General features: G+C 66.1%; 22 protein-coding genes. 7 read left to right on the plus strand and 15 right to left on the minus strand.

Features of this window, described 5'->3' with window-relative positions:
* Positions 1-23 precede the first annotated feature (23 nt).
* The 4 genes from ASC89_RS15955 to ASC89_RS15970 are packed head-to-tail and all read left to right on the plus strand — an operon-like array spanning position 24 to position 3,857.
* Positions 24-947 (plus strand): ABC transporter permease, encoded by a 924-nt coding sequence (locus tag ASC89_RS15955; protein ID WP_055883000.1) that lies wholly within the window; start codon positions 24-26, stop codon positions 945-947.
* Positions 947-1,864 carry an ABC transporter permease gene (locus ASC89_RS15960; protein WP_082528306.1) on the plus strand — a complete coding sequence of 306 codons (918 nt, stop codon included), beginning with the start codon at positions 947-949 and terminating at the stop codon, positions 1,862-1,864. The genes ASC89_RS15955 and ASC89_RS15960 overlap by 1 nt, the downstream gene beginning before the upstream one ends.
* A gap of 2 nt (positions 1,865-1,866) precedes the next feature.
* A complete protein-coding gene (locus tag ASC89_RS15965; RefSeq protein WP_055883002.1) occupies positions 1,867-2,850 on the plus strand; it encodes an ABC transporter ATP-binding protein in 984 nt (327 codons plus the stop codon).
* The gene (locus ASC89_RS15970; protein WP_055883004.1) at positions 2,850-3,857 is read left to right on the plus strand and encodes an ABC transporter ATP-binding protein; all 1,008 of its coding nucleotides are present in this window, start codon (positions 2,850-2,852) and stop codon (positions 3,855-3,857) included. Before ASC89_RS15965 ends, ASC89_RS15970 begins: the two co-directional genes overlap by 1 nt.
* Positions 3,858-3,889: 32 nt before the next feature.
* On the opposite strand, the gene ASC89_RS15975 is transcribed toward ASC89_RS15970, so the two are convergent.
* Positions 3,890-4,378, minus strand: a complete 489-nt coding sequence (locus ASC89_RS15975; protein ID WP_055883005.1) for a response regulator — start codon at positions 4,376-4,378, stop codon at positions 3,890-3,892.
* Positions 4,379-4,533: 155 nt separating this feature from the next.
* Between ASC89_RS15975 and ykgO the strand changes: the two genes are divergently transcribed.
* Complete coding sequence (gene ykgO / locus ASC89_RS15980; protein ID WP_055046235.1) at positions 4,534-4,659, plus strand: type B 50S ribosomal protein L36; 126 nt, start codon at positions 4,534-4,536, stop codon at positions 4,657-4,659.
* 294 nt (positions 4,660-4,953) lie between these two features.
* Here the strand turns inward: ykgO and ASC89_RS15985 are convergent, their stop codons facing one another.
* From ASC89_RS15985 to ASC89_RS28185, 3 genes are all read right to left on the minus strand, one after another.
* On the minus strand, positions 4,954-6,342 hold the full coding sequence (locus ASC89_RS15985) for a M20/M25/M40 family metallo-hydrolase (protein WP_055883006.1): 1,389 nt from the start codon (positions 6,340-6,342) through the stop codon (positions 4,954-4,956).
* A gap of 106 nt (positions 6,343-6,448) precedes the next feature.
* Positions 6,449-7,885, minus strand: a complete 1,437-nt coding sequence (gene pyk, locus ASC89_RS15990) for a pyruvate kinase (protein WP_055883008.1) — start codon at positions 7,883-7,885, stop codon at positions 6,449-6,451.
* Positions 7,882-8,514 carry a DUF1036 domain-containing protein gene (locus ASC89_RS28185; protein ID WP_244488479.1) on the minus strand — a complete coding sequence of 211 codons (633 nt, stop codon included), beginning with the start codon at positions 8,512-8,514 and terminating at the stop codon, positions 7,882-7,884. Before ASC89_RS28185 ends, pyk begins: the two co-directional genes overlap by 4 nt.
* Before the next feature lie 205 nt (positions 8,515-8,719).
* Between ASC89_RS28185 and ASC89_RS16000 the strand changes: the two genes are divergently transcribed.
* On the plus strand, positions 8,720-8,992 hold the full coding sequence (locus ASC89_RS16000) for a DUF2312 domain-containing protein (RefSeq protein ID WP_055883009.1): 273 nt from the start codon (positions 8,720-8,722) through the stop codon (positions 8,990-8,992).
* A gap of 89 nt (positions 8,993-9,081) precedes the next feature.
* On the opposite strand, the gene ASC89_RS16005 is transcribed toward ASC89_RS16000, so the two are convergent.
* A complete protein-coding gene (locus tag ASC89_RS16005) occupies positions 9,082-11,424 on the minus strand; it encodes an EAL domain-containing protein (protein WP_156384645.1) in 2,343 nt (780 codons plus the stop codon).
* 301 nt (positions 11,425-11,725) lie between these two features.
* Between ASC89_RS16005 and ASC89_RS16010 the strand changes: the two genes are divergently transcribed.
* Entirely contained in the window at positions 11,726-11,962 is a 237-nt protein-coding gene (locus ASC89_RS16010) for a hypothetical protein (protein ID WP_055999524.1), read from the plus strand.
* 150 nt (positions 11,963-12,112) lie between these two features.
* Here ASC89_RS16010 and ASC89_RS16015 read toward each other — a convergent pair whose 3' ends face one another.
* From ASC89_RS16015 to ASC89_RS16060, 10 genes are all read right to left on the minus strand, one after another.
* The gene (locus ASC89_RS16015) at positions 12,113-12,718 is read right to left on the minus strand and encodes an alkylhydroperoxidase domain protein (protein WP_055999527.1); all 606 of its coding nucleotides are present in this window, start codon (positions 12,716-12,718) and stop codon (positions 12,113-12,115) included.
* An 8-nt stretch (positions 12,719-12,726) separates the two neighbouring features.
* Entirely contained in the window at positions 12,727-13,377 is a 651-nt protein-coding gene (locus tag ASC89_RS16020) for a CMD domain protein (RefSeq protein WP_055999530.1), read from the minus strand.
* A gap of 37 nt (positions 13,378-13,414) precedes the next feature.
* Entirely contained in the window at positions 13,415-14,461 is a 1,047-nt protein-coding gene (locus ASC89_RS16025) for a putative FMN-dependent luciferase-like monooxygenase (RefSeq protein ID WP_055999533.1), read from the minus strand.
* On the minus strand, positions 14,454-16,079 hold the full coding sequence (locus ASC89_RS16030) for an ABC transporter ATP-binding protein (RefSeq protein ID WP_055999536.1): 1,626 nt from the start codon (positions 16,077-16,079) through the stop codon (positions 14,454-14,456). The genes ASC89_RS16025 and ASC89_RS16030 overlap by 8 nt, the downstream gene beginning before the upstream one ends.
* Positions 16,076-16,948 carry an ABC transporter permease gene (locus ASC89_RS16035; RefSeq protein ID WP_055999539.1) on the minus strand — a complete coding sequence of 291 codons (873 nt, stop codon included), beginning with the start codon at positions 16,946-16,948 and terminating at the stop codon, positions 16,076-16,078. The genes ASC89_RS16030 and ASC89_RS16035 overlap by 4 nt, the downstream gene beginning before the upstream one ends.
* Positions 16,945-17,889 carry an ABC transporter permease gene (locus ASC89_RS16040; RefSeq protein ID WP_055999542.1) on the minus strand — a complete coding sequence of 315 codons (945 nt, stop codon included), beginning with the start codon at positions 17,887-17,889 and terminating at the stop codon, positions 16,945-16,947. The genes ASC89_RS16035 and ASC89_RS16040 overlap by 4 nt, the downstream gene beginning before the upstream one ends.
* 56 nt (positions 17,890-17,945) lie before the next feature.
* Complete coding sequence (locus ASC89_RS16045) at positions 17,946-19,535, minus strand: TIGR04028 family ABC transporter substrate-binding protein (RefSeq protein ID WP_056000021.1); 1,590 nt, start codon at positions 19,533-19,535, stop codon at positions 17,946-17,948.
* A gap of 385 nt (positions 19,536-19,920) precedes the next feature.
* Positions 19,921-21,414 (minus strand): ATP-binding protein, encoded by a 1,494-nt coding sequence (locus ASC89_RS16050; protein WP_055883024.1) that lies wholly within the window; start codon positions 21,412-21,414, stop codon positions 19,921-19,923.
* Positions 21,415-21,581: 167 nt separating this feature from the next.
* Positions 21,582-23,504 (minus strand): 1-deoxy-D-xylulose-5-phosphate synthase, encoded by a 1,923-nt coding sequence (gene dxs / locus ASC89_RS16055; RefSeq protein WP_055999545.1) that lies wholly within the window; start codon positions 23,502-23,504, stop codon positions 21,582-21,584.
* Between the two features lie 91 nt (positions 23,505-23,595).
* On the minus strand, positions 23,596-25,179 hold the full coding sequence (locus ASC89_RS16060) for a DUF882 domain-containing protein (protein ID WP_244488480.1): 1,584 nt from the start codon (positions 25,177-25,179) through the stop codon (positions 23,596-23,598).
* Positions 25,180-25,414: the final 235 nt, after the last annotated feature.

The raw sequence follows: 25,414 nt of genomic DNA on the forward strand, positions 1-25,414 counted from the left end.
TGGCGGGAAAGGTCACACACAACATGTTCGGTTATGCGCTCAGGCGCGTGCTTACGGCTATTCCGATCGTGCTCATCACGATTACGGTCTGCTTCTTCATTTTGCGGCTGGCGCCCGGCGGTCCCTTCGATGGTGAACGCGCGCTGCCACCCGATCAGCTGAAGAACCTGCGCGCTTACTACCATCTCGACGAACCGCTGATCATGCAGTTCTTCGGCTATATCGGCGGGGTGCTGCGCGGCGATTTCGGCCCCTCGATGGTGATGAAGGATTTCAACGTCTCGCGCCTCATCGGTATCGGGCTGCCCTTCACCCTGACGCTCGGCTTTTCCGCCTTCATCGTCGGCACCATCGGCGGCATGATCGCCGGTGCGGTCGCCGCGGTGAACCAGAACAAGTGGCCCGATTACCTCCTGGTCGCCATTGTGCTGGTCGGCATCATCATCCCGAACTTCCTGATGGCGAACCTGGTGCAGCTGTTCTTCGGGGTGTACCTGAAGTGGCTGCCGGTGGGTGGCTACCAGCCCGGCTCACTGATCCACCTGGTGCTGCCCGTCTTCATCCTGGCGCTGCCGCATGGCGGGCGCGTCGCCCGACTGGTGCGTGGCTCGATGATCGAGGTGCTGGGCACCAATTATGTGCGCACTGCCAGGTCCAAGGGCCTCGGCACCAGGCTGATCCTGGCTCGGCACGCGCTGAAGCCGGCGCTGCTGCCGGTGGTCTCCTATCTGGGGCCCGGCCTCTCCTACCTCCTCACCGGTTCGCTGGTGGTGGAGCAGGTGTTTTCGCTGCCGGGGATCGGCAAGTACTTCATTACCGCCGCGCTGAACCGTGATTACGGGCTCGTGCTCGGCACCACCATTCTCTACGTTTTCATCATCCTGGCGCTGAACCTGCTCGTCGACATCCTCTACGCCTGGCTGGATCCCAAGGTGAGGTACCGCTGATGGCCGGGATTACTGGCAAGGACGCGGCGCTGACCGCCTACGCCAACGCACTGGCGGCCGAGGCGCCCAAGGGGCGCTCGCTGACCCAGGATGCGCTGAGGCGCCTGTTCAACAACAAGGCCGCCCTGGTCTCGATCTTCGTCCTGATCGCCATCGTGCTGTTCGCACTGATCGGGCCGTACTTCCTGCCCTGGGCCTATGACAAGATCGACTGGGCCGGCATCCGCAAGCCGCCGGACTGGGCCAAGGGCCACTATTTCGGCACCGACCAGAACGGCCGCGACATGCTGGCCCGCACCCTGCAGGGCACGCAGATGTCGCTGCTGGTGGCGGCCGTCGCTACCTTCGTGTCGGTGGCGATCGGCATCCTCTATGGCGCCATTGCCGGCTATTTCGGCGGCAAGGTCGACGCCATCATGATGCGCTTCGTCGATATCATGTACGCGCTGCCCTACATCCTGTTCGTCATCATCCTGGTGGTGATCTTCGGGCGCTCGCCGGTGCTGCTGTTCGTGGGCATCGGTTGCCTCGAGTGGCTGACCATGGCGCGTATCGTGCGCGGGCAGACGCTGTCGATCAAGCAGCGCGAGTTCATCGAGGCGGCGAAGGCCGGTGGAGCAGGGCCCTTCACCATCATCTTCCGCCACATCGTGCCCAACCTCACCGGTCCGGTGGTGATCTATGCGACGCTCACCATTCCCGAGATCATCATCACCGAGAGCTTCCTGAGCTATCTCGGCCTCGGCGTACAGGAACCGCAGACCTCGCTCGGCACGCTGATCTCGTTCGGCGCGCCGGTTGCCGAGTCGCTGCCCTGGATGCTGTTCACGCCCGCCGCCATCCTCGTCGTCACGCTGCTCTGCCTGTCCTACCTGGGCGACGGCCTGCGTGACGCACTCGACCCCAAGGACCGATAGACATGGCCGATGTGCTTGTCGTCGACAATCTCGACGTAACTTTCGCGCTGCACCAATCCGAGGTGAAGGCAGTTTCCGACCTCGATTTCACCCTCGCCGAGGGTGAAACGCTCGCCGTGGTGGGTGAGAGCGGCTCCGGCAAGAGCCAGGCCTTCCTCTCCATCATGGGGCTGCTCGCCCGCAACGGCAAAGCCTCAGGCCGCGCCATGCTCGGCGATGTGAACCTCATCGGCATGTCACCCGACCGGCTGGACCGTTATCGCGGCAAGGACATCGCGATGATCTTCCAGGATCCGATGACCTCGCTGAACCCGACGCTCAAGGTCAAGACGCAGCTGGCCGAGGTGCTGGTGCGCCATCAGGGCTACACCGCCGAGAAGGCCAACCGCGCCGTGATCGAGATGCTGGAGCGGGTCGGCATCCCCGAACCGGTGAAGCGGGCCAATGCCTATCCGCACGAGCTCTCGGGCGGCATGCGGCAGCGTGTGATGATCGCCATGGCGCTGCTCTGCAAACCCAAGGTGCTGATCGCGGACGAGCCGACCACCGCGCTCGACGTGACCGTGCAGGCGCAGATGCTCGACCTGTTCAAGAACCTCACTAATGATTTCGGCACCGCGCTGGTGCTGATCACCCATGATCTGGGCGTGGTCGCCGGCGTCGCCGATCGGATGATGGTGATGTATGGCGGCCGCTGCATCGAGAAGGGACCGACCGACACGCTGTTCTACGACCCGCGCCATCCCTATACGCTGGGGCTGCTGCACTCGACGCCGCATGTGGCCAAGCGCGCCAAGCGCCTCGACCCGATCCAGGGTCTGCCGCCCAGCCTCGAGCACCTGCCCAAAGGCTGCGCCTTCCACCCACGCTGCGCTTTCCGCTTCGAGCGCTGCTTCGAAGAACGACCGCCGCTGCTGCCGGTGGAGGACGTGCGCGAAAAGGCCTGCTGGTACCAGGGCGAACTCAAGTATGAGGCGGTCGCATAATGCTTGATCGTACCGAAGACTTGCTGAAGATCGAGAACCTCTCGAAGAACTTCTCCATCTCCGCCGGCCTGTTCGCCAAGCCCTTCCAGCTGCGCGCCCTGCAGGACATCAGCTTCACCGTGAAGCGGGGCGAAACGCTTGGTATCGTGGGGGAAAGCGGTTGCGGCAAATCAACCCTCGGGCGCTGCATCCTGCAGCTGCTGGCCCCCGACGAGGGGCGCGTGTTGTGGCTGGGGCAGGACATCACCAAGCTGCCGGCCGAACAGATGCGGCAGAAGCGTCGCGACTTGCAGATCATCTTCCAGGATCCGCTGGCCTCGCTCAACCCGCGGATGACCGTGGGCGAGATCATTGCCGATCCGCTCAGGACGCTGATGCCCGAGATCGACGCCAAGGGCCGGCGCGAGCGGGTGCTGCGGACCATGGAGGCGGTCGGCCTCCTGCCGGAAATGATCAACCGCTACCCGCACGAGTTCTCGGGCGGGCAGGCGCAGCGCATCGGCATCGCCCGGGCGTTGATCAGCGAGCCCAAGCTGATCGTCTGCGACGAACCGGTGTCGGCGCTCGATGTCTCGATCCAGGCCCAAATTCTCAATCTGCTCAGCGATCTCAAAGATGAGTTCGGGCTGACGCTGATCTTCATCTCGCACAATCTGAGCGTGGTGCGGCACGTTTCCGACCGCATTCTCGTGCTCTATCTCGGCCGCATCGTCGAACTCGCCGATGGCGACGACCTCTATGACGATCCCAAGCACCCCTATACCAGGGCGCTGCTGACGGCGGTGCCGATCCCCGATCCGAAACGGGCGCGACAACGCACCATCGAGGGGCTGGTGGGCGAAATTCCGTCGCCGATCAACCAGCCCTCGGGCTGCACGTTCCGGACGCGATGCCGCTATGCGGAGGAACGTTGCGCCCAGGTCAGGCCGCCGCTCGAAACGCTCGCCAATGGGCGACGCGTCGCCTGCATCCGCTGGCAGGAGCTCGACCTCAAGCCAGGCGGTTGAGCTACTGCCCCTCAGGGGAGAAGGGCAGGAACCTAGCCTCTCGAACGGCGCTCGCCGCCCTTGTGGTCGGCGCGCTTGCGCCGGCGGTCCGGGCCGACAAAGGCCTTGGCTTCGATGAAGGCGCGGGGCGCCGCGAGGATGGCGACCAGCCGAGTTTCGATGTGCTGGGTGGCGAATGGCTTGCGCAGGAACTCGGTGACGCCGGCATCGCGCGCGGTGGCGATCTCGGCGGCATCGGGAGCGGCCGACATCATGATCACCGGGGTGTCGCGGTTCAGCCCCTCGGACGCGGCGCGCAGCGCCTTCACCACGGCGACGCCACTCATCGGCGCCAGCACGTCGTTCATCATGATGGCGCCGAAGCGGTGGGTCTGCAGCAGCATGGCTGCGCCGTCGGAGCTTTGCACCTCATCGATGCGGCGCACCTTGAGGTGGCGCAGCATCTGGCCGATCAGCGCTCCCATGTGCGGCGAGGGATCGACCACGAGCACATCGAGCTTGGAAAAGCTGGGTTTCTGCATTCGGCGAGTGTCGCACTGGCGCCTTGCCGCCCGGTTAACCGCCATAGCCCGGAAAACCGGCGGAAGGGCGTTGACAGCAAGGGTTTTTGCCCTTAATCACGGCCCCAATTCGAGGGCGCGCGGCGCCTGTTTTTATTTCAGTTCCGAGGTTCGGCATGAAAGTCACCAATTCGCTCAAGGCTCTGATGGGTCGCCATCGCGCCAACAAGCTCGTGCGCCGCCGCGGCCGCGTGTACATCATCAACAAGGTGGACAAGCGCTACAAGGCCCGCCAGGGCTGAGCTGCTGCTCACGACTGCACGTAGTTTGAAAGGCCCGCGCAAGCGGGCCTTTGTTTTTGGGTGCAGACTGAAGCAGACGGCCCCCTCCTTTGCCATTCGAGCGTAGCTCTCATGGCCTTCTCGCCTCAAATCGCTCCACTGGAGCGATTTGCCCTGCGGGACGGTTCGAAGTCCCCCATAAAGGGGGAGGTGCCCCGCCGGTGCATTCGGCACGATCGAAGACGGGCCTCGACTCTTCACCTCCCCCTTTATGGGGAGGCCGGGAGGGGGGCGTCTCTATCAGTCGGCGTGCGTCTACTCCGCAAATCCCGCGATGATGCGCAGCCAGGAGCGGATGCCCTTGTGGAAGCTCGTGAGGTTGTACTTCTCGTTGGGCGAGTGGATGCGGTCGTCGTCGAGCGCGAAGCCGATCAGCAGCGTATCGAGCCCGAGAGTCTTCTTGAATTCGCCGGCTACGGGGATCGAGCCACCTGAGCCGATCAAAGCTGCCTCATTGCCCCACTCATCCTTCAGCGCCGCCGCGGCCTTGGCGACGAACGGGCCGTCGGTCGGCACCGACACGGCCGGTGCGCCGCCATGCTCATGGAAGCTCGCAGTGGCGTCGGGCGGTAGCCGGTCGGTGACGTGCTTGCGGAACGCCGCGCGGATTTTCTTCGGATCCATGCCGGACACCAGCCGGAACGAGATCTTGGCGCTGGCCTTGGCCGGGATCACCGTCTTGAAGCCGTCGCCGGTATAGCCGCCGGTGATGCCGTTGATCTCGCAGGTCGGGCGGGCGCGGGTCTGCTCGAGCACCGAGCGCCCCTGTTCGCCAGCCGGCGTGGTCAGCCCGGCGCCGCGCATGAAGGCTGCCTCGTCGTAGGGCAGGCGCTTCCACTGCGCCGCGATCTCGGGCGGCAGTTCGGCGACATCATCGTAAAAGCCCTCCAGCGCCACGCTGCCATCGGGATTGCGCAGCGAGGCGATGATGTCGGCCAGCACCTGGATCGGGTTGCGGGCGGCATTGCCGTACATGCCGGAATGGAGGTCATGGCTGGCGCAGGTGATCACCACCTCTTCGCCAACCAGGCCGCGCAGCGAGGTGACGATGGCCGGGGTGTCGCGGTTCCACAGGTCGGTGTCGCAGACCAGTGCGATATCGGCGCCACCGAGCTCGGCCTTGTTGGCCTCGAGGAAGCCCGGCAGGCTCTTACCGCCCGACTCTTCCTCGCCCTCGAAGAACAGCGTCACCTTGATCGGCAGCGGGCCGTTGACCGCCTTCCAGGCGCGGCAGGCCTCGACGAAGGTCAGGAGCTGCCCCTTGTCGTCGGAGGTGCCGCGCCCGACGATGCGGGTCTCGCCGTCCTCGCCCTTCGTCAGCGTCGCGGTGAACGGGTCGGTGGCCCAGAGGTTCAGCGGATCGACCGGCTGCACATCGTAGTGGGCATAGAACAGCACGTGCGGTCCGTCAGCTGACTGATCATGCGCCACCACCATCGGGTGTCCCGGGGTCGGGCGCACCGAAGCATCAAAGCCCAGCGCGTCGAGATCGGCCGCCAGCCAGTTCGCGGCTTTATGCACCTCGCCGGTATAGGCCGGGTCGGTGGAAATCGACTTGATGGCCACCAGCGTCTGCAGCCGCGCGACGCTGTCGTCGAGATGGGCGTCGGCATGGGCAAGGGCGGCGTCGAGGGCGGTGGACATCAGGGCAATCCATTACTGAAAGCGAAAATCCCTCCCCCAGGGTAGGGGACGCTATCGCGTCTCCTAGGGGGGAGGGATCGAGAAGGTACAGCCTGGGCAGACAGGATCAAGAGGATCCGGCGCCATCCTGGCGGACGAAGGCAATGCGCAGCATGTTGGTCGCCCCGGGCGTTCCAAGCGGGATGCCGGCGGTGATGGCGATGCGGTCGCCGGGGCGGGCGAGGCCCTCGTTGTAGGCGATGACGCAGGCGCGATCGACCATGTCCTCGAGGTTCACCGCATCGGGCGATTCCACGCAGTGGATGCCCCACACCACCGAGAGGCGGCGGACTGTGCGGAGGTTCGGCGACAGCGCCAGGATCGGCTTTGAAGGCCGCTCGCGGGCCGCGCGGATGGCGGTCGAGCCGGACGAGGTGTAGGTGACGATGGCCGCCAGATCGAGCGTCTCGGCCACCTGACGGGTCGCCGCTGAGATGGCATCGGCAGCAGTCGCCTCGGGCTCGGCGGCCTGGGCGCGGATGATGCCGCGATAGTTCGGATCGCCTTCGACCGCCACGGCAACCTTGTTCATCATCGCCACGGCTTCGACCGGGTACTGGCCCGAGGCGCTTTCGGCCGAGAGCATGACGGCGTCAGCGCCTTCGAACACGGCAATCGACACGTCCGAGACTTCGGCGCGGGTCGGCACCGGCGAGGTGATCATCGATTCCAGCATCTGGGTCGCCACCACCACGGGCTTGCCGTAGCGGCGGGCGATACGGATCATGCGCTTCTGCAGGCCCGGGACCTGCTCGAGCGGCATTTCCACGCCGAGATCGCCGCGCGCCACCATGAAGGCGTCGCAGAGCTTGATGATCTCCTCGAGCCGTTCCACCGCCTGCGGCTTCTCGATCTTGGCCATGACGCCGGCGCGGCCCTGGACGATCTTCCTGATATCGATGATGTCTTCGGGCCGCTGCACGAAGCTGACGGCGATCCAGTCGGCTTCCGCCTCGAGGCCCTTCAACAGGTCGGCGTGGTCCTTCTCGGTCAGCGCGCCCATCGGCAACAGCGTATCGGGCAGGCTCACGCCCTTCTTGTCGCTCAGCTTGCCGCCATAAATCACCTCGGTCTCGACCTGCCCGCCGCCGACTTTGGTGGCGCGGAGCTGGAGCTTGCCGTCATCGAGCAGCAGGCGATCGCCCACCGAGACGGACTCGAGGATTTCCGGGTGCGGCAGGAACACGCGCTCGGCAGTGCCTGGAGCTTCCGAGCTGTCGAGGGTGAATTTGCCACCGGCGACCAGTTGCACCGCGCCTTCGGCGAAACGGCCGACACGCAGCTTCGGGCCCTGCAGGTCGACCAGGATACCGATCGGGTGGTGCAGCCGCGCCTCGACATTGCGGATATAGCCGACGGTCTGCTTCAGCAGCTCATGGCTGGCGTGGCTCATGTTGATGCGGAAGACGTCCGCACCGGCACGCGCCAGCTTCTCGATCGTGGCTTCGTCGTTGGACGCGGGGCCCAGGGTCGCGACGATCTTCACGCGTCTCAAGCGTTTCATTCGGAATCTGCACCTTCATCAGTAGGAGTGTCGTCGGCCGGCTGGTCGCCGCCGTCGGTAGGCAGGTCGCCCTCGAGTGGAACGGTTTCGCCGGAGGCGTCGGTGTCGCCGCTCACGACCTCGCCATCGGTCAGCTGCAACGTCCAGTCGCTGCGATTGTTGGTATCGACTTCGAAGAAGCCGGTGCGTTCGTAGCCGCGCGCCAGGCAATCCTCAACACCGAAGATGGTGAAGGTCTCGTCGCGGGTGCACATGAACACGCTGCCGTCCCAGGCGCCGCCGCTGACATCGTCGGCGGCATACACATAGTAGTAGCGGCGGGCTTCGAGGTTGCCGCGATAGATGGTGACGCAGTTATCGGGTTCGGCCACCCACCAGCCTTCCGATTGCCAGCCCTTCTCGGCGCGGTAGCCGAAGGCGACGGAGACCTTGTTGCCGGTCTCGTTGCAGACGCGGAAGCTGCCTTCGCCGGTTTCGGCGTTCTGGTCAGCCGCGGTTGCAGACTGGGCCTGCTGCGCTTGCGCCGAAGCAGCACTGAGCGGCGCGTCGGCACGCGGCAGGAAAATCCAGATGGTGATGGCTACGAACGCGGCGGCGAGCACACCAGCGATGGCCAGGATGTAGCGCAATGGACCGTCCGGGTTGGATTGCCTGAAATCGTTTGCAGCGCGCGAGGTGTTTGTGCTCAGCGCTCCGCTCGCTGTCAACCGGTAAACGCGGCTTTTGTCGGAATTACGAACCTCATCACCACGCGATGTGGATTGATGTCGAATGGGCTTGAACGAGCGTCGACGAACGGGTTGAACGGGGGCCGAAACGAAGAGGAATTCGACTATGGCAACCGTCTCCCCCGATAGCGTCGCCCAGGACCAGATCAAGGCCTTCATCGAACGCATCGAGCGGCTCGAGGAAGAGAAGGCCGCAATCGCCGGTGACATCAAGGAAGTCTATGCCGAAGCCAAGGGCAACGGCTTCGACACCAAGGTGCTGCGCAAGATCGTGTCGATCCGCAAGCAGGACCATGCCGAGCGCATGGAGCAGGAAGCGCTGCTCGAGCTCTACCTCACCGCGCTGGGCATGGCGGCCGCGCCGAGCGACGACGAGTAAGCGTCGCGCTGGGCGACGACGAGTAAGCGCCGCCGCACGAGACGGAACGAGGGCCGCCCATCGGGCGGCCTTTGTTTTGCGGAAGCGCCCTAGCTGGCCTTGCGGGTCTGCAGGCCGACGTAAGTAGCGATTGGCGCGGGGTGGCCGAACAGAAAGCCCTGTGCAGTGGCGCAGCCTTCCGCCCGAAGGAAGGCCAGCTCTTCCTGCCGCTCGACGCCTTCGGCGACCACCGGGGTGCCGAGATAGCGCCCGAGCTCGACGACGGCGTGGACGATTGCTGCCGATTGCGGGTTGCGGTCGAAGGTCCTGACGAACGACTGGTCGAGCTTGATGCGCGAGAACGGGAACGCGCTGAGGTGGGTCAGCGACGAGTGGCCGGTGCCGAAATCGTCGATGGCGACGCGCACCCCGAGCGCCCGTACCTGCCGCAGCGTCGTCACCGCCCGCACCAGGTCGCGCACCAGCGCGGTTTCGGTTACCTCGATCTCCAGCCGCGCCGGAGAGAGGCCGGTTTCGATCAGCACTTCGTGGATCAGCCGGGCGAAGGCCGGATTGTGGATCTGCGCTGCCGAAACGTTCACCGAGATGCCGAGCGGTACCCGCCAGCCGGCCGCCTCCGCGCAGGCGGTCCGCAGCACCCATTCGCCGATCCCAAGGATCAGCCCGTTCTCCTCGGCAATGGGCACAAAGACGCCGGGTGATACGTCACCGCGCTGCGGATGATGCCAGCGGAGCAGCGCCTCGAACCCGGTGACGTCGCCGGATGCGAGATCAACCTGCGGCTGGTATGCGAGGTCGAGCTGTCCCGCGTCGGCAGCATCCGCCAGGTCATTGGCGACCAGCCGGCGGTCCCGCAGTTCGTCGTTCATCGCCGCTTCGAACAGCCGATAGCCGCCGCGCCCCTCCTGCTTGGCCCGGTAAAGCGCCATGTCGGCGGCCGACATCAGCTGCTCGGCGCTCTCGGCGTCGCCGGGGAAGGAGGCGATGCCGATCGAAGCGGAGATCACGGCGTCGTCTGCGGTCTCGGCGACATCGTGGGCAAACGCCTGCAGTAAACGCTGCGCTACGCGGTTGGCGGCATCGAGGTTCTCGGTGGCGTTGAGGACCACGGCGAACTCGTCGCCGCTCAGTCGCGCCGGATAGCCGATCTCCGTCACCTCGCGCTGCAGGATCAACCCGACCCGGCGCAACAGCGCATCACCGGCCGCGTGGCCGTAGAGGTCGTTTACTTCCTTGAACTTGTCGAGGTCGAGGCACAGCACGCTGCAGCTCTGGCCGTCACTGCGGGCCCGGTCGATGGTTTCGTTCAGCCGCCGGCCGAAGCTCACCCGGTTGGGCAGCCCGGTCAGCGCATCGTGGTGGGCGAGGAAGCGGATGTGGTCTTCGGCCTGCTTGCGGACCGACACATCGCGGATGGCGATGGCCCGCTGCCGCACGCCCTGAAATTCGATCTCATGCGCCACCGCCTCGACCGGGACATCGCCGCCGGCGACTTTCAGCGCGGCGTCGATGGTGGCGTTGGCAGTGCGATCGAGCGCCTCGCAAGCAGTGGCGTCGAGAAAATCGAGCAGCGGCCGACCGCTGGCATCGGCCTCGGAGCCCACCAATTGCCTGAAACTGCGATTGGTGGCGCTGATCGTGCCTTGCCGCACAATGACGATGCCTTCGACCGCGGCGTCCGCCAGTTCGCGCATCCGCACGCTTTCAGCGCTGTGACGCCGGTCCCTGAGGTCGAGCAGGGTGCCGCCCATGGCGAGGCCCAGGATGACGGTCGAGGCGAGCGACAGCACCAGCCAGAGCCAGGTCGGGGTGCCCTCAGCGACGATCGAGTAGCAGTCGGCGAAGCCGGCGGCGCCCATGGCGGTGAAATGCATGGCGCAGATGGCGAGGGTGAGCAGAACCGGCGCGCCGACGCGGCCGCGCAGCGTCGAGGCGCGCGCCAGCCACAGCGCTGCAGCGCCCAGCGCCATGCCGGTCAGGATTGAAAACGCGACGAGATTGCCGTCCCAGAGGATGCCGCCGCCGACGATTACCGCCGCCATGCCGGTATAGTGCATGGCGGAAATGCCGAGCCCGACCACCGCGCCGGCGAGGACAGAGTCGCCGGCTGACGTGCCGACGGCGGCAAACCACAGTCCGCCGCCGACAATGGCGATGGCCAGCGACAGCGAGGCCAATGTCGTCGGCAGGTCGTAGCCGACCGCAACGCCGGGGTGAAACGCCAGCATGGCGACGAAGTGGGTGGCCCAGATGCCGAAGCCGACGGAAACCGCCGCGACGCCCAGCCACACCAGCTGCATCCCGCCGGCGGTCCGCCGGGCGTGGTGCAGCAGCGATATTCCGGCGAACGACGAGAGCGCGCATAACAACGCCGCCACGACGACCAGCGCCATGTCATGGTTGTTCAGTAGTGTGTTGACGACGGCCTGCAACAGGCGCCCCCGGATACTTCGATGCCGGCGATAGTTCGCATCGCGAGTGAACAGACGATTACCCGCTCCTCCGAACCGCCATCGGTTTGTCGCATGGGTGAATCAGCCGTCTGGAGCACTGCAGGTATAACTGCGTAGGTGTTTGGCCGGACGGCAGCAGGCGGGGCTGAGACGCCCCCAGGCCCTTGATTCGTCTCGCTTTCCAACCGGAAAAGTCCGCAACTGCACCTGAAAAGCCTGCAGTGGCGATGGAACGAGAAGCCGGCCGGCAAGTTTTGCTGCGGGGCTTTCAGGAGCAGTTATGACGCAGCGCACGTTTGGGCCGGAGAAGCGCGACGGCCGATGGTATTTCTACGCCTATCTCGACGGACAACAGGTCGAGTGGGGTCCGTATTCGAGCGAGGAATTCGCCAAAGGGGCCAAAGACGCGATCGAGCGCCGGCTTGGTGAGGAGGATCAGGCGAGCGCTCCGCAACCGGCGGCCGCGCCGGCAGGCGACGAGCCGGCAGAGCAGGGCGCCCCAGCCGAAGGCGAGTAGCCCACAACCGGTGGTTGGCCGACCCCACCCCTGTCCCGTCCCCTGAGAAGGGGGAGGGAGACCAAAACACCAGCGTCTCAGCATGCGTCTCCCTCCCCTTCTTTAGGGGGAGGGGACAGGGGTGGGGGCAGCCCGCGCCGCCGTTGAGGCCTACCCAGCCGCCGGGGTCGGTTCGCCCAGCGATAGCATCAGCCGGTTGGCCCAGTTGAAGAACGCGGCGCTCTGGATCAGGTCGGCGATGGCGAGGTCGTCGAGCCCAGCCTCTTTGAGGTCGGCGATCTGTTCGCCGCCAAAGGCCGAGGGCGTCTCGGTCAGGGCGACGGAGGCGGCGACCAAGGTATTCCAGCGATCGCCGAGATCGACGTCTACGCCACCGTCGAGCAGCCGCTGCACATCCTCGCCGCGCTTCGAATAGGTCGAGGCGAAGCGGGCATGCACCGAGGCGCAGAAGATGCAGCCATTGGAGCGCGAGGTCGCCGCGGCAGAGAGCTCGCGCTCGGCGCGGGGCAGGCCGGCGTCGGGGTTGTAGAAGATATCCTTGTCGGTGCGGGTACGTGCGCCGAGGATATCGGGATCACGGGCCAGCAGCATGAAATAGGGCGATTTGGCGCGCGACGCCTCGGTCAGCCCTTCCCAGTGCCGGTCGGTGAGTTCGGACTCGTCGAGCGGCTGCAGCCACGGGGCCCAGCCGATCTGCTCCTGGGTGAAGACCACCGGGCGGTCGGCGAGGTCGTAGGTGATGGCTTTATCGGTCATTTCGGGCCTCAGGCTGCAGCGACGGGGCTGATCGGGGTGGTGGCGTAGGCGACGCTCGCGGCCTGCTGCGAAGCGGCGAGGGCCCTGAGCCCGATCACCACGCGGATCTGGAAGGCGAGGAACGCCACCAGCTGGCTCAGGGTCACGATGTCGGTGGTCGACCAGCCGGCGTTGAGGAGCTTCTGCAGCTTGTCGGGGCTGGCGTCGCGCGGCCGGAAAACCAGGAAGTGGGCGTGGGCCAGCGCCGCGCCGAGGCGCCCGAGCACCTCGCGGTTTGCCGGGTCGGGCTGATACTCGAGGCCCGGCTTGTCTTCGGCGCTGAGCGGACCGGCGGGGTAGTGGCCATAGGGGCCGACCGTCTCGCCACGACGGATCTCAGCACTGATGGCGCCGATCAGGCCATTGCGGTCGTGGTGACCCAGCTGCTCCTTGTAGAACGCGGCGATCGCTTCGTCCTTGTGCAGCGCGGCGACGAAGTAGGCGATGGCAAACCGCTCTTCGAGCAGCACCGTGCCGGCATCAGCGGGCGCGAACAGCGCCTCAAAACTCTTCTGCGCATTGTCGCGGGCAGTCGGGCGCCCATTGCGCACCGCATCCAGTGCGCTGCCGGGGAGCACGCCCACCAACTGGTCGATGACGTCCTTGCTCTTGTCGCTCATGGGGATGTTCCTTTCGAGAGCTTGGTCTTTGGTTTGGTCAGCGCACCACGCTCAGGCGTGGCGAATGCGGCTTGTCGGCCTTGGACCAGCCGAGGGAAGGGGCGACTTTCTCGGCGATCAGTTCGATCGAGCGGAGCACCAGCTCGTGCGGCGGATCGACCGAATGCACCTGGAAGACGATGTCGGTGACGCGCGGCAGCGTGGTGTCGCGATGGAGGCTCTCCAGCACGTCGTCGACGGTGCCGACATGCGTGTCGGTGGCAGCGATCAGATCATCGAGATCGTCGCTTTCGAAGCGGTGGCCGCCCTTGGCGAGGCCGATAGCAGCCTTCTTCAAGCCAACCGCGGCGAAGCGGCGGGCTTCCTCGCGGTTGTCGGCGACGAACAGGGTACGCGAGGCGACGATACGCGGCGCGATCTCGCGCGGCAGGTGCGCGAAATAGCCATCGATGATCGGGTGCTGCAGGTCGGGCAGGCTCGCCTTGGGATTGTCGGCCGGACGCGGCTGGGTGCGCGACAGCATCAGCCCGTCGCCGGCCTTGCCGGCCCGAATGCCGCCAGCCACCGAGAAGGTGGCCTGCCAGAAGCGCTCGAGCAGGTGCGGCGCCGCCGGGTAGAGCTTGACGTCGCCGACGATCGGCGAGCCGGAGAGCGCGGTGCGGAAAGTCGCGAGGTGCCGCTCATAGATGGCGGCCTTGTCCTTCACGTCGTAACCAAAGGCGGTGAACGAATCCGGGGTGCCGCCCGAGCCGGTGCCGAGCTCCAGCCGGCCTCCCGACAACAGGTCGAGCACCGCCGCATCCTCGGCGGCGCGGATGGCGTTTTCGAGCGGCAGGGTGATGATGCCGGTGCCGAGCCGGATGCGGGTGGTGCGCGACGCCACATAGGAGAGGAACACCAGTGGGGAGGGCAGCCCGCCCTCATCGCGGTGGAAATGGTGCTGCGCCACCCAGGCGCTGTCGAAGCCATTGGCTTCGGCGTGGACGATCTGTGTCGCGGCATTGTGATAGCGCTCGCCGGCGCTGGTGTCGTCGAGCAGCCGGGTGAAGAAGCCGAGGCGCTTAGGCAGTGTTGGGTCAGACATTGGCGTGGCTCCGTTGGCCGGGAATGGCGTCGATCAGTTCGCGCGTGTAGGGGCTTTGCGGGTTGCGGAAGACCTCGGCGACTGGCCCGGTTTCCACCTGCCTGCCGTTCTGCAGTACCGACACGGTGTCGGAGATCTGCCGCACCACGGCGAGGTCGTGCGAGACGAAGAGGTAGGTAAGGCCGCGCTCGCGCTGCAGCTCGTCGAGCAGCTTCAGGATCTGCGCCTGCACCGTCACGTCGAGGGCCGACACCGCCTCGTCGAGCACCACCACCTCGGGGTCGAGCACCAGGGCCCGGGCGATGGCGACACGCTGCCGCTGTCCGCCGGAGAGAGCTCGTGGCCGGCGCTGGCGCAAAGCTTCGGGCAGCCCGACCCGTTCCAGCAGCGCGTTGACCTTGTCGGCGCGCGCCGCGGCATCGAGGCGGCCGAAATTGCGCAAGGGTTCCTCGACGATCGAAAACACCGTCTGGCGCGGATCGAGCGACGAGAAGGGGTTCTGGTAGACCAGCTGGATCTTCTGGCGGAACTGGCGCAGCGCATCGCCCTTCAGTGAGGCGATATCGGTGCCGGCAATGCTGATCCGGCCCGAGGTCGGGCGACCGAAACCGACGACGTCGCGTACCGTAGTGGTCTTGCCGGAGCCGGACTCGCCGACAATGGCGTGGGTGGTGCCACGGCGCACCGCGAACGAGATGTCGTCGACGGCGCGGAAATTCTTCCTGCCATCAATCTGGAAGTCGTGGACGAGGTTTTCGACCAGGATTGCATCCTCACTGGCAGGGATGACAGCCGCTGGGTAAGGAGATCTCGCGGCTCTGGTACCAGCCGACAGCGAGGGCGCATCGGCGAGCAGTTGCCGGGCATAGGCGCTTTGCGGCGCCGCCAGCAGCTGGCGCGCCGCGCCGGTTTCCTGGATGCGGCCGCCCTGCAGCACGACGATGCGGTCGGCCCGGTCGGCGGCGACCCCGAGATCGTGGGTGACCAGCAGCACGGCGGTGCCGGTATCGCGGCGCAACTCGTCGATCAAATCGAGGATGCGGCGCTGCACGGTGACGTCGAGCGCGCTGGTCGGCTCGTCGGCAATGATCAGTTGCGGCTTCAGCGCAATGGCAATGGCGATCAGCACGCGCTGCTTCATGCCGCCCGAGAGTTCGTGCGGATATTGCCGGGCCCGGAGCTCGGGGTCGGACAAGCCGACGCGGGCCAGGAGTTCAATCACCCGCGCGGCGATCGCCTTGCCGTCGCGCTCGCCATGGATGCGGAGGATTTCGCCGACCTGCGCGCCGATGGTTTTCACCGGGTTCAGCGAACTGGTGGGATCCTGCGGGATCAGGCTGATCTGGCGGCCGCGGATGGCGTCGAAGCGCTTGCCGGTCCAGTGGGCGATATCCTCGCCGTTGAGCCGGATGGCGCCATGCTCGATGCGGCCATTCTCGGGCAACAGCCCGATCACCGCCTGGGCGGTAGTGGTCTTGCCCGAGCCGGACTCGCCGACCAGCGCCACGACTTCGCCCGGCTCGACGCTGAAGCTCACGTCGTGGGTGACGCGGGCATAGCGTTCGGCTTCCTTGTAGGCGACCGAGAGGTTCTCGACCGAGAGGAGGGGAGTGCTCATCGTCCGACCTTCCCCAGCGCCTGGCTGATGCGATTGGCCGACAGCACCACCAGCACCACGACGAGGCCTGGAGCGGTGGTCAGCCACCAGGCGGTCGAGATGTAGTTGCGTCCCTCGGCGATCAGGAGGCCCCATTCCGGCGTCGGCGGTGGCGCGCCATAGCCGAGGAAGCCGAGTGTCGAGATGGCGAGGATGGCGCCGCCGAACTGCAATGCGGCGAGGGCCAGCACCGAGGTCAGCGAGTTGGGCAGCACATGTCGCCACAGCACCGAAAGAAAGGTGCCGCCGCTGCCGAACGCCGCCTCGACATATTCCGAGCGCCGCACCCGCACCACTTCGGAGCGCGACAGGCGGGCGAAGCCGGCGACCGAGGTGATGCCCACGGCGATGGCGGCATTCACCGTGCCGAAACCGAGCAGGATAATGATCGAGAGCATCAGCAGCAGGCCGGGAATCGACAGCAGCACGTCGACGACGCGCATCACTGCCTCTTCGACCAAGCCGCCGACGGCGCCGGCGAACAGCCCGAGCGTGGTGCCGACGACGAGGCCAACCAGCACCGCGACGAAGGCGCCGGTCAGCGAGTGCACCGCGCCATAGACGATGCGGGCGAAGAGATCGCGGCCCAGCGCGTCGGTGCCGAGGATGTGGATGAGGCTCGGCGCCTTGAGTTTTTCCGCCGGTACGCCCTGCACCGGGTTGAAGCTGGTGAACAGCGAGGGCGCGACGGCGAACAGCACCACCAGGGCAATGATGCCCCAGGCCAGCACCAGGCTGGGCGAGACGCCGCGCAAGCGCTGCAGCAGCGGGTTACCCGCGGCGTTGCGCGGCTTACTGACGAGGATGTCGGTGGATCCGATGCTGGTCATGCTGGGGCACCCTTCAGGCGGCGGAGGCGGGGATCGAAAACGGGGTAGAGCAGGTCGACGATGAGGTTCACCGCGACGAAGCAGAGGGCGGAGAACACCACGATCGCCTGGATCACCGAGGTGTCCTGGAAGCGCACCGAGCGCTCGGTCAGCCCGCCAATGCCGTTGAGGCCGAACACCGTCTCGGTGATCACCGCGCCGGCCAGCAGCTCGCCGAACAGGATGCCGGCAATGGTGAGGGTAGGGAGCAGCGCGTTTTTCACCACGTGGCGCCACAGCACCCAGCTGGGCGAGGCGCCTTTGGCGCGAGCCACGGCGACGAAGGGCTGGGTCGAGACCTCGTCGATATTGCGGATGAGGATCTGCGCCAGTGGCGCCGAGATCGGGATGGCGAGGGTAATTACCGGCAGGATCAGCCCTTCGAACTCGCCCGGGTTGATCACCGAGATCCATTTGAGCCGGAACGAGAAGATCTGGATCAGCATGATGCCGAGCCAGAACACCGGCAGCGACACGAACAGCGACGGGATCGACTGGATAGCGGTGCGCAGCCAGGCAAAGGGCGCGAGCGTCGCAAGGAAGGCGAGGCCGAGTGCGATGATCACTGCGAGGGTGAAGCCGAGGCTGGCGAGCCGGGCGGTTGCCGGCAGATTGGTCAGGAGTTCATGCGCCACGGGCACGCTGCCGACGACGGAGTAGCCGAAATTGCCGGTGAGGAAATTGCCCAAAGCCTGCAGGTATTGCTGCCAGAGCGGGCTATCGACGCCATAGGCGTCGCGGAGCGCGGCGATCTGTTCCGGGCCGAGGCCCAGTTCAGGGTTCTGGAACTTGATCAGGATCGCATCACCGGGCAGCGCCTGCAGTAAGAGGAACGAGGCGGTGAAGGCGATCCACAGGACGAGCAGGGCCTGTCCGATCCGGCCGATGATGTAGCGCGACATGGCGGCGCTCCAGAAAGAGGGAGAGGCCCGGGCTCAGCGCCCGGGCCGGGATCAGGTCAGTGGGCAGCGACCCAGGTGTTGTAGAAGCTCGGGCGGCCAACCGCCTCGAACTCCAGCCCGTTCACGTAGGGCGCGGTGGCGAAAGCCTGCGGCTCCTCGAAGAACGGGATGGTGTAGGCCTCATCGAGCACGTGACGCTGGATGTCGCCGGCGATGGCCAGGCGCTTCTCGCGATCGGTCTCGGCGGCAAGGCCTTCGAGCAGCGCGTTCAGCTTGTCGTCGACGAAGTTGGTCTTGTCGGACGAACCGCCCTTCTGCAGCAGCCAGTCGCGGTTTTTCGGGTAGTAGGCCGACTTGATCACGTCCGGATCGGCGCGGCCGACCATGGTGACGTTCACCGGGGTCTTCAGCGGATCGAGCAGGTCGAGGGTACGGCTGCCGGCGTCACCGGCGAGCACGTTGAGCTTGACGCCGACCTGGGCCCACTGCTGGGCGAGCAGCTGCAGCACGCCTTCGTTCTGCGGCTGGGGCAGCGAAACATAGACCGTCAGGTCGAGCTTCTGGCCATCCTTTTCGAGGATGCCATCGGCGCCCGGGGTCCAGCCGGCCTCGGCGAACAGCGCTTTGGCCTTGTCCTGGTCGTAGACGAGCTTGTCGGAGAGATCGACATAGCCGGCGGCTTGCGAGGAGAGCACCGACGTCGCGAGCGGATAGTTCGCCGAGAACAGGGTGTCGACGATCTCCTTGCGGTTGGTGGCGTAGAGCAGGGCCTGGCGCACCTTCAGGTCGGCGACCAGCGGATTGTCCGGACGGAAGCTGATGGCGTTGTTGAGGCCGCGGGTGCCCGGCGCGTAGATCGGGAAACCGGCGTCGATCACCTGCGGCTCGTCATAGGCCTGGATCTGGCGGATCGCGTCGGCCTGGCCGGCGAGCAGTGCGCCGATGCGTACGCTGTCCTCGGGGGTGATGATGTACTTGATGCCGTCGAGATAGGCGCGGCCCTGGTGGGTGAACTTGACCGGGCCCCAGTTGTAGTCCTCGCGCGCCTTGAGGTTGAGCTCCTTGCCGAGCGTCTCGCTCTCGACCACGAAGGGGCCGGTGCCGATGATCTTGGTGGCGTCGCCGAGTTCGTCATAGGGCAGGGCCAGCGTCGAGGCGGCAACGATGCCCGAGCCGATCACCGCGGTGCCCTGCAGGAAGCCCGGCGAGGGCTTGTTGAAGTGGAACTTGATGGTCAGGTCGTCGATGACCTCGGCGTGGTCGTAGTTGTTGATGACTTCCGAGACCGGGTATTTCAGGTCCTTATTGCCGAGCCCGAAAGTGTCGTAGTTCAGCGCCACGGTCTTGGCGTCGAGCGGCGTGCCGTCCGAGAAGGTGATGCCGGGGCGGAGCTTGAAAGTGTACTCGGTGGCGGTGTCGTTGACCTGCCACGACTCGGCCAGCCAGGGCTCGATCTCGAGCGTCTGCGGGTTCTGGTAGGTCAGCTTGTCGGTGATCTGGTTGAGCACGCCGCCGTTCGGGTAGAAGCCGCCCGCCGGGGGATAGAGGTTCGTGTGGGCCTGCTGCTCGAGGTAGATCAGGGTGCCGCCCTGAACCGGGGTATCCTGGCCAAAGCTGGGGCCGACGATGGTGCCGGCGAGCAGCAGAGCGGCGAGCGCTCCGAGCGTGCGGCGCTTGATTGATGTCACGATGCGATCCTTTCGGGTGCGAAACTGGCGTTCCGGTGCCTGCCCGGAAGGTGCCCAGATCGTAGCCCGATCGGCGGTTCACTCAATAATCCCTATGGGAATGATAGACTAAATAGGCGAAAGCCGGTGAGATTTGAATCACGCGGTTCCGCCTGGGCGGAGAAAAAGGCCTACTAACGCCGGTGCGGGCTGACCCCCACCCCTGTCCCCTCCCCCTAAACATGGGGAGGGAGACCAAAACACCAGCATCGAGGTTGGCGTCTCCCTCCCCTTTCTTAGGGGGAGGGGACAGGGGTGGGGGGCAGCCCGCACCGCAACTGCCGTTCAACACACCAGTGAAGCACTACTCGGCGGCGGCCCGATCGTCGTAGTCGGGCGCATCGGGGCTGCCCGGGGCGGTTTCGGTGCCGAGATCGGGGAAGGCGACGATGCGCTGGTTGCGCAGGTCCATGCGCACGACCAGCAGCCCGCGTTCCTCGAAATAGGCGAGGAGGCGTCGGGCGCGGCCGGTGGAATGAGTGCCGTAGGCACGGGCCAGCGCGGCATCGGAAGGGCAGGGCAGCCCCTCTAGCGCAGCCCGCGCCAGTACCAGGAACACGCCCTGCACATCGTCGGCGAGCTGGGTGGAGAGCGACAGCGCGGTCTGCCAGGTCTCGGACTGCGCCGTTTCCTCGGCAACGCCGGCCCGAACCACGGCAAGCTTCCTGCGGAAGGCCGGCAGCGCCAGCGCTTCGCCGGGGACGCGCCGGATGCGGCAGCGGACAAGGAAATCCTGATAGAGCACGGCGACCGAGCGATAGGCCGCGTCGCGATCCTCGAGCAGTTCGCGGACCACGTCGTCGATGGCCCGATCGCGCTCGGCGATGTCGACCGGGGGCTCGTCGGCACGCGGCTGCTGCGGCACCTGGGTGCGCACCAGCTGGGCGAGGAGATCGTTGGTCGAGGGCGGTGGCGGCGGTGGCGGTCGGCGCACCGGGCGCACGGCTTCCGGAACCGGTGCGAAGATCAGGTCCCGGGCGTCGATCGACGCATCCGGCATCGGCATCAGCTTGGGGCTCGACGAGCGCGCCGAGGTTTCCACCGCACCGATCACCATGGGCAGCGGGCGGCGCGACATGGCAGGCCCGAGGGCAATGAAATGGCCGCGGTTCAGATCGCGGAACATTTCGGCCTGCCGGCGCTCCATGCCGAGCAGGTCGGCGGCGCGGGCCATGTCGATATCGAGGAAGGTGCGGCCCATCAGGAAGTTCGAGGCTTCGGCGGCGACGTTCTTGGCGAGCTTTGCCAGCCGCTGCGTGGCGATCACCCCGGCAAGGCCGCGCTTGCGGCCACGGCACATCAGGTTGGTCATGGCGCCGAGCGATAGCTTCCGCGCTTCGTCGGAGACTTCGCCGGCAATGGCGGGGGCGAAGAGCTGTGCTTCATCGACCACCACCAGCATCGGGTACCAGTAGTCGCGATCGGCATCGAACAGGCCGCCGAGGAAGGCGGCGGCGCAGCGCATCTGCTGCTCGACATCCAGCCCTTCGAGGCTCAGCACCACCGAGACGCGGTGCTGGCGGACGCGGGCAGCGATGGTGGTGAGTTCGCTCTCCGAACGCGAGGCATCGACCACCAGGTGCCCGTATTTGTCGGCGAGGGTGACGAAGTCGCCCTCGGGGTCGACGATGCATTGCTGCACCCAGGGGGCGCTCTGCTCGAGCAGGCGACGCAACAGGTGGGATTTGCCGGAGCCGGAATTGCCCTGCACCAGGAGGCGCGTGGCCAACAGTTCCTCGAGATCGAGCTTAGCCTCGGCGCCACCCTGCGCCACACCCATGTCGATCGCGACCTGCATGGGATGTGGTTAGCTGATTCTTGGGGGCAGGGTTGGTCCGCAACGCAGCTTATCACCGGGCGGTGGAGGCAGACTGGACGCTTGATGAGGTGAGCCGGCCCTTGCAGTCGGCGTACCCTCTCCCGCCTGCGGGGGAGGGTCGCCGACTGCCGGCAGCAGCGCGGATGTCAGGCCTTCGTCGTCCGCGGCACGGCGGCCGTATCGATGCCCAGCGTGGTGAGCGTCGTCGCGACGATGCCGGCGCGGTCGAGCCCGGCCGCGGCGTACATATCGTTGACCCCGGCCTGTTCGGTGAAGACGTCGGGGATCATCAGCGGGCGGAATTTCAGTTTGCCGTCGAGCAGGCCGTGGCTGGCGAGGAAGGTCGCGACGTGGCTGCCGAAGCCGCCAATGCCGCCTTCCTCGATGGTGATCAGCACCTCGTGCTCCTTAGCCAGCCGGGCGAGCAGGGTCTCGTCGAGGGGCTTCAGGAAGCGCATGTCGGCAATGGTCGGGTTCAGCCCATAGGCCATGAGCTTTTCGCCGGCGGCGATCACTTCGCCGAGCCGGGTGCCGAAATTGACCAGCGCCACCGACTTGCCTTCGCGCAGGATCCGGCCCTTGCCGATCTCGAGCACCGTGCCGCGCGGCGGCAGGTCGACGCCCAGCCCATCGCCCCGCGGGTAGCGGAAGGCGATCGGGCCCTCGTCATAGGCGGCGGCGGTCGCCACCATGTGGCGGAGTTCGGCTTCGTCACCGGCGGCCATCACCACCATGCCGGGGATGGCGCCGAGATAGGCGGCGTCATAGTTGCCGGCATGGGTCGGGCCGTCGGCGCCGACATAGCCGGCGCGATCGATGGCGAAGCGAACCGGCAGGCCCTGCACTGCGACGTCATGGATCACCTGGTCATAGGCGCGCTGCAGGAAGGTTGAGTAGATGGCGCAGAACGGCTTCAGCCCCTCGGTCGCCATGCCGGCGGCGAAGGTCACGGCGTGCTGCTCGGCAATGCCGACATCGAAGATGCGGCTGGGGAACAGCTCGGCGAACTTGTCGAGGCCGGTGCCGTTGGGCATGGCGGCGGTCACGGCGACGACGCGGTCGTCGGCCTTGGCCTCCTCGATCAGGCTCTGCGCGAACACCGAGGTATAGGACGGGGCGTTCGACTGCGGCTTGCTCTGCGCGCCGGTGATGACGTTGAACTTGTTGACGCCGTGATACTTGTCGGCGGAGTTCTCGGCCGGCCCGTACCCCTTGCCCTTCTTGGTCACCACGTGGATGAGGATCGGGCCGGATTCGGCGTCGCGCACGTTCTGCAGCACGTCGAGCAGGTCGTTGAGGTTATGGCCGTCGATCGGGCCGACATAGAAGAAGCCGAGCTCCTCGAACAGCGTGCCGCCGGTAAAGAACGAACGGGCAAACTCTTCGGTCTTGCGTGCCGTCTCGTGGATGAGCTTGGGCATCTTCTCGGTGATCGATTTGGCGGTGTCGCGGAAGCCGCGGTAGAACGGGCCGGAAACCAGCTTCGCCAGGTAGGAGCGCATCGCCCCGGTCGGCGGGGCGATCGACATGTCGTTATCGTTGAGGATGACGATCAGCCGGGCGTCCATGGCGCCGGCATTGTTCATCGCCTCATAGGCCATGCCGGCCGACATGGCGCCATCGCCGATCACCGCGATGACGTTGCGCTTCTCGCCCTTCAGCTCGGAGGCTACGGCCATGCCGAGGCCGGCGGAAATCGAGGTGGAGGAATGGCCGGCGCCGAACGGATCGTATTGGCTCTCAGCGCGGCGAGTGAAGCCACTGAGCCCGTCTTTCTGGCGCAGCGTGCGGATGCGGTCGCGGCGGCCGGTCAGCACCTTGTGCGGATAGGCCTGGTGGCCGACATCCCAGATCAGGCGGTCGTTGGGGGTATCGAAGGTGGCGTGGATGGCGACGGTCAGCTCGACCACACCGAGCCCGGCGCCGAGGTGCCCGCCGGTCACCGACACGGCATCGATCACTTCGGCGCGGAGCTCGTCGGCGACTTGGCGCAGCTCATCGCGTGACAAGGATTTCAGGTCGGCTGGCGCCGATACGCGATCGAGCAGCGGGGTCTGCGACGTGTCCAAAATACCGATCCTTCGCCGGAACGGGCCGGTCTCTCATTGAGAGACTTAGAGGCTTGGGTTCGGCATTGCAACGCCCAGCGGGCGCGGCCTTTTAGCGTTCTGCGACGAGCTGCAAACCATCCGTCACGAAACGGTCATAGGCGGGAATTGCGGCGTTGTCGGGAAGGAAGGCGACGCGGCCGGTGAGCGGGCCGAGTTCGGTGCCCTTTTCGAGGTAACCCTCGGCTTCGGTCATCTCGGCCCAGAACGCGGTGGTCATCGGAACCGGCTGCACCAGGGTGTCGTTGACGTGGTCGATCTCGGGCGCCACCAGATCCATGGGCCTGAGCTCGATCGACTGGTTCGGCTGACGGCTCAGCGCCAGGTCGGCAAGGGCCTGCTGCATCGGCTCAGAAGCCGCATTGCCGGTCAGCGAGTTGAAGGTCATGTCGAACATGCCCTTCAGCGTCGAGAAGGTCTCGGGGCCGCCGAGCGAGGCGGTCTGGACATTGCCCGAACCCAGCAGCTGATCGCGGGTCGGCAGTTCCGGCACCACGGCGTTCTCGCGCTCGATGATCATCTTCAGCGCCTGCTCGGCGCCCGGATCGGGGCTGGTCGCGACATAGGCGGTGACCATCTCGTCGGCCTTGGGCGACATCAGGACGCGCGGCTTGGGCAGCGGCTGGTCGATCGCGGCGAGCGCCGCGACAGCGGTCTGGCCGCCCTCGTCGCCGAGCGGCGCGCGGGTGGCGAGCTGGATGCGAGCGGATTTGGTTGCCGGGATCGGCGCGCCGACGGCTTCGAAGGCCTTGGTGTCGATGCCGGGCGGCAGGGCGGCAACGCTAATGCCGTCTTCGGAGCGGCGGAACACCGGCACTGGCGCCACCACATCGAAGGTCGGCACGACGCGCTGCGCCGGCTCTTCGGCAGACGCCAGCATGATGGTGGCGTCGCCGCCAAGGGTGCGCGGACGGAGCGCCGGGATCGGCGCGGCCTCGCCGGCATTGTCGGCCAGCATGATCGCCGGGGCGCTCTCGAAGATGGCGTCGCCATCGCACGGGACGGTGCGGCACTTGGACCACTGGGCCTGAGCGTAGGCACGGCCCTCGTTGGAGAGCGGCTTGCCGTCGGTGGGCAGATGCAGGGTCTTACCGTCGGGGAAGACCTTTTTCAGCTGGGCGCGGGTCATGCGCGGCCAGGCACGGACATTGCCGGTATCCATGTGGACGAATGGGCTGCCCGAGGTGGGGTAGAAGCCGACGCCGCCGACCTGGTGCTTCATTGCGGTTTCACGGAGCTTGGAGAGGTTCACCCCGGGGATGAACACGTCCATCGCCTTGCCGCGCATGTGCTGGCTGTTGTCGGCAACGCCTGACGACCTGGACGCCAGCATCTTGTTGGTCTTGGGCGAACGGTAGGACGAAACGATGTTGTAGGGCTGGCGGCCGCCGACTTCCTGGTACACTTCCCAAAGCAGGTCGAAGAGGGCTGGGTCCATCTTCGTGGGTTCTTTGGTGCGCCAGTCGGCGAGGAAAATGTTGAGCTCGCGCAAGACCTTCTGGTCATACTGGCCGTTGCGCTTGAAGGTGAAGCTGCCGGTCTGGCCGGTATGGGTGTGGTGCAGGTACAGCGTCCGGTCGCCGCCGCCATTGGCAGCGCTCACCGGCACGACGCTCGGCGGCAGAACGACGGTCAACGCCATCGTCGCGGCAAAAAACAGCCGCGGTAGAGCCCGCCATATCCCCAACAGTTTTCCCGACACGCCCCGAACGACCCGTTGCAACCCGATATACGACTGAGCCTAGCGCCAGTTCGATGAGAATACATTAACGCTAACGCCTGGTAACCCAAGTGAGGCGGCTACCATGCGGGTTTCTAGGCAGAAAATCCGGCTGAACCAAGGCCGAATTCCTAAGCAGTCGTAAACGCTT

The organism is Devosia sp. Root413D1, assembly GCF_001425235.1.
In the GTDB taxonomy this organism is placed as follows: Bacteria; Pseudomonadota; Alphaproteobacteria; order Rhizobiales; family Devosiaceae; genus Devosia_A.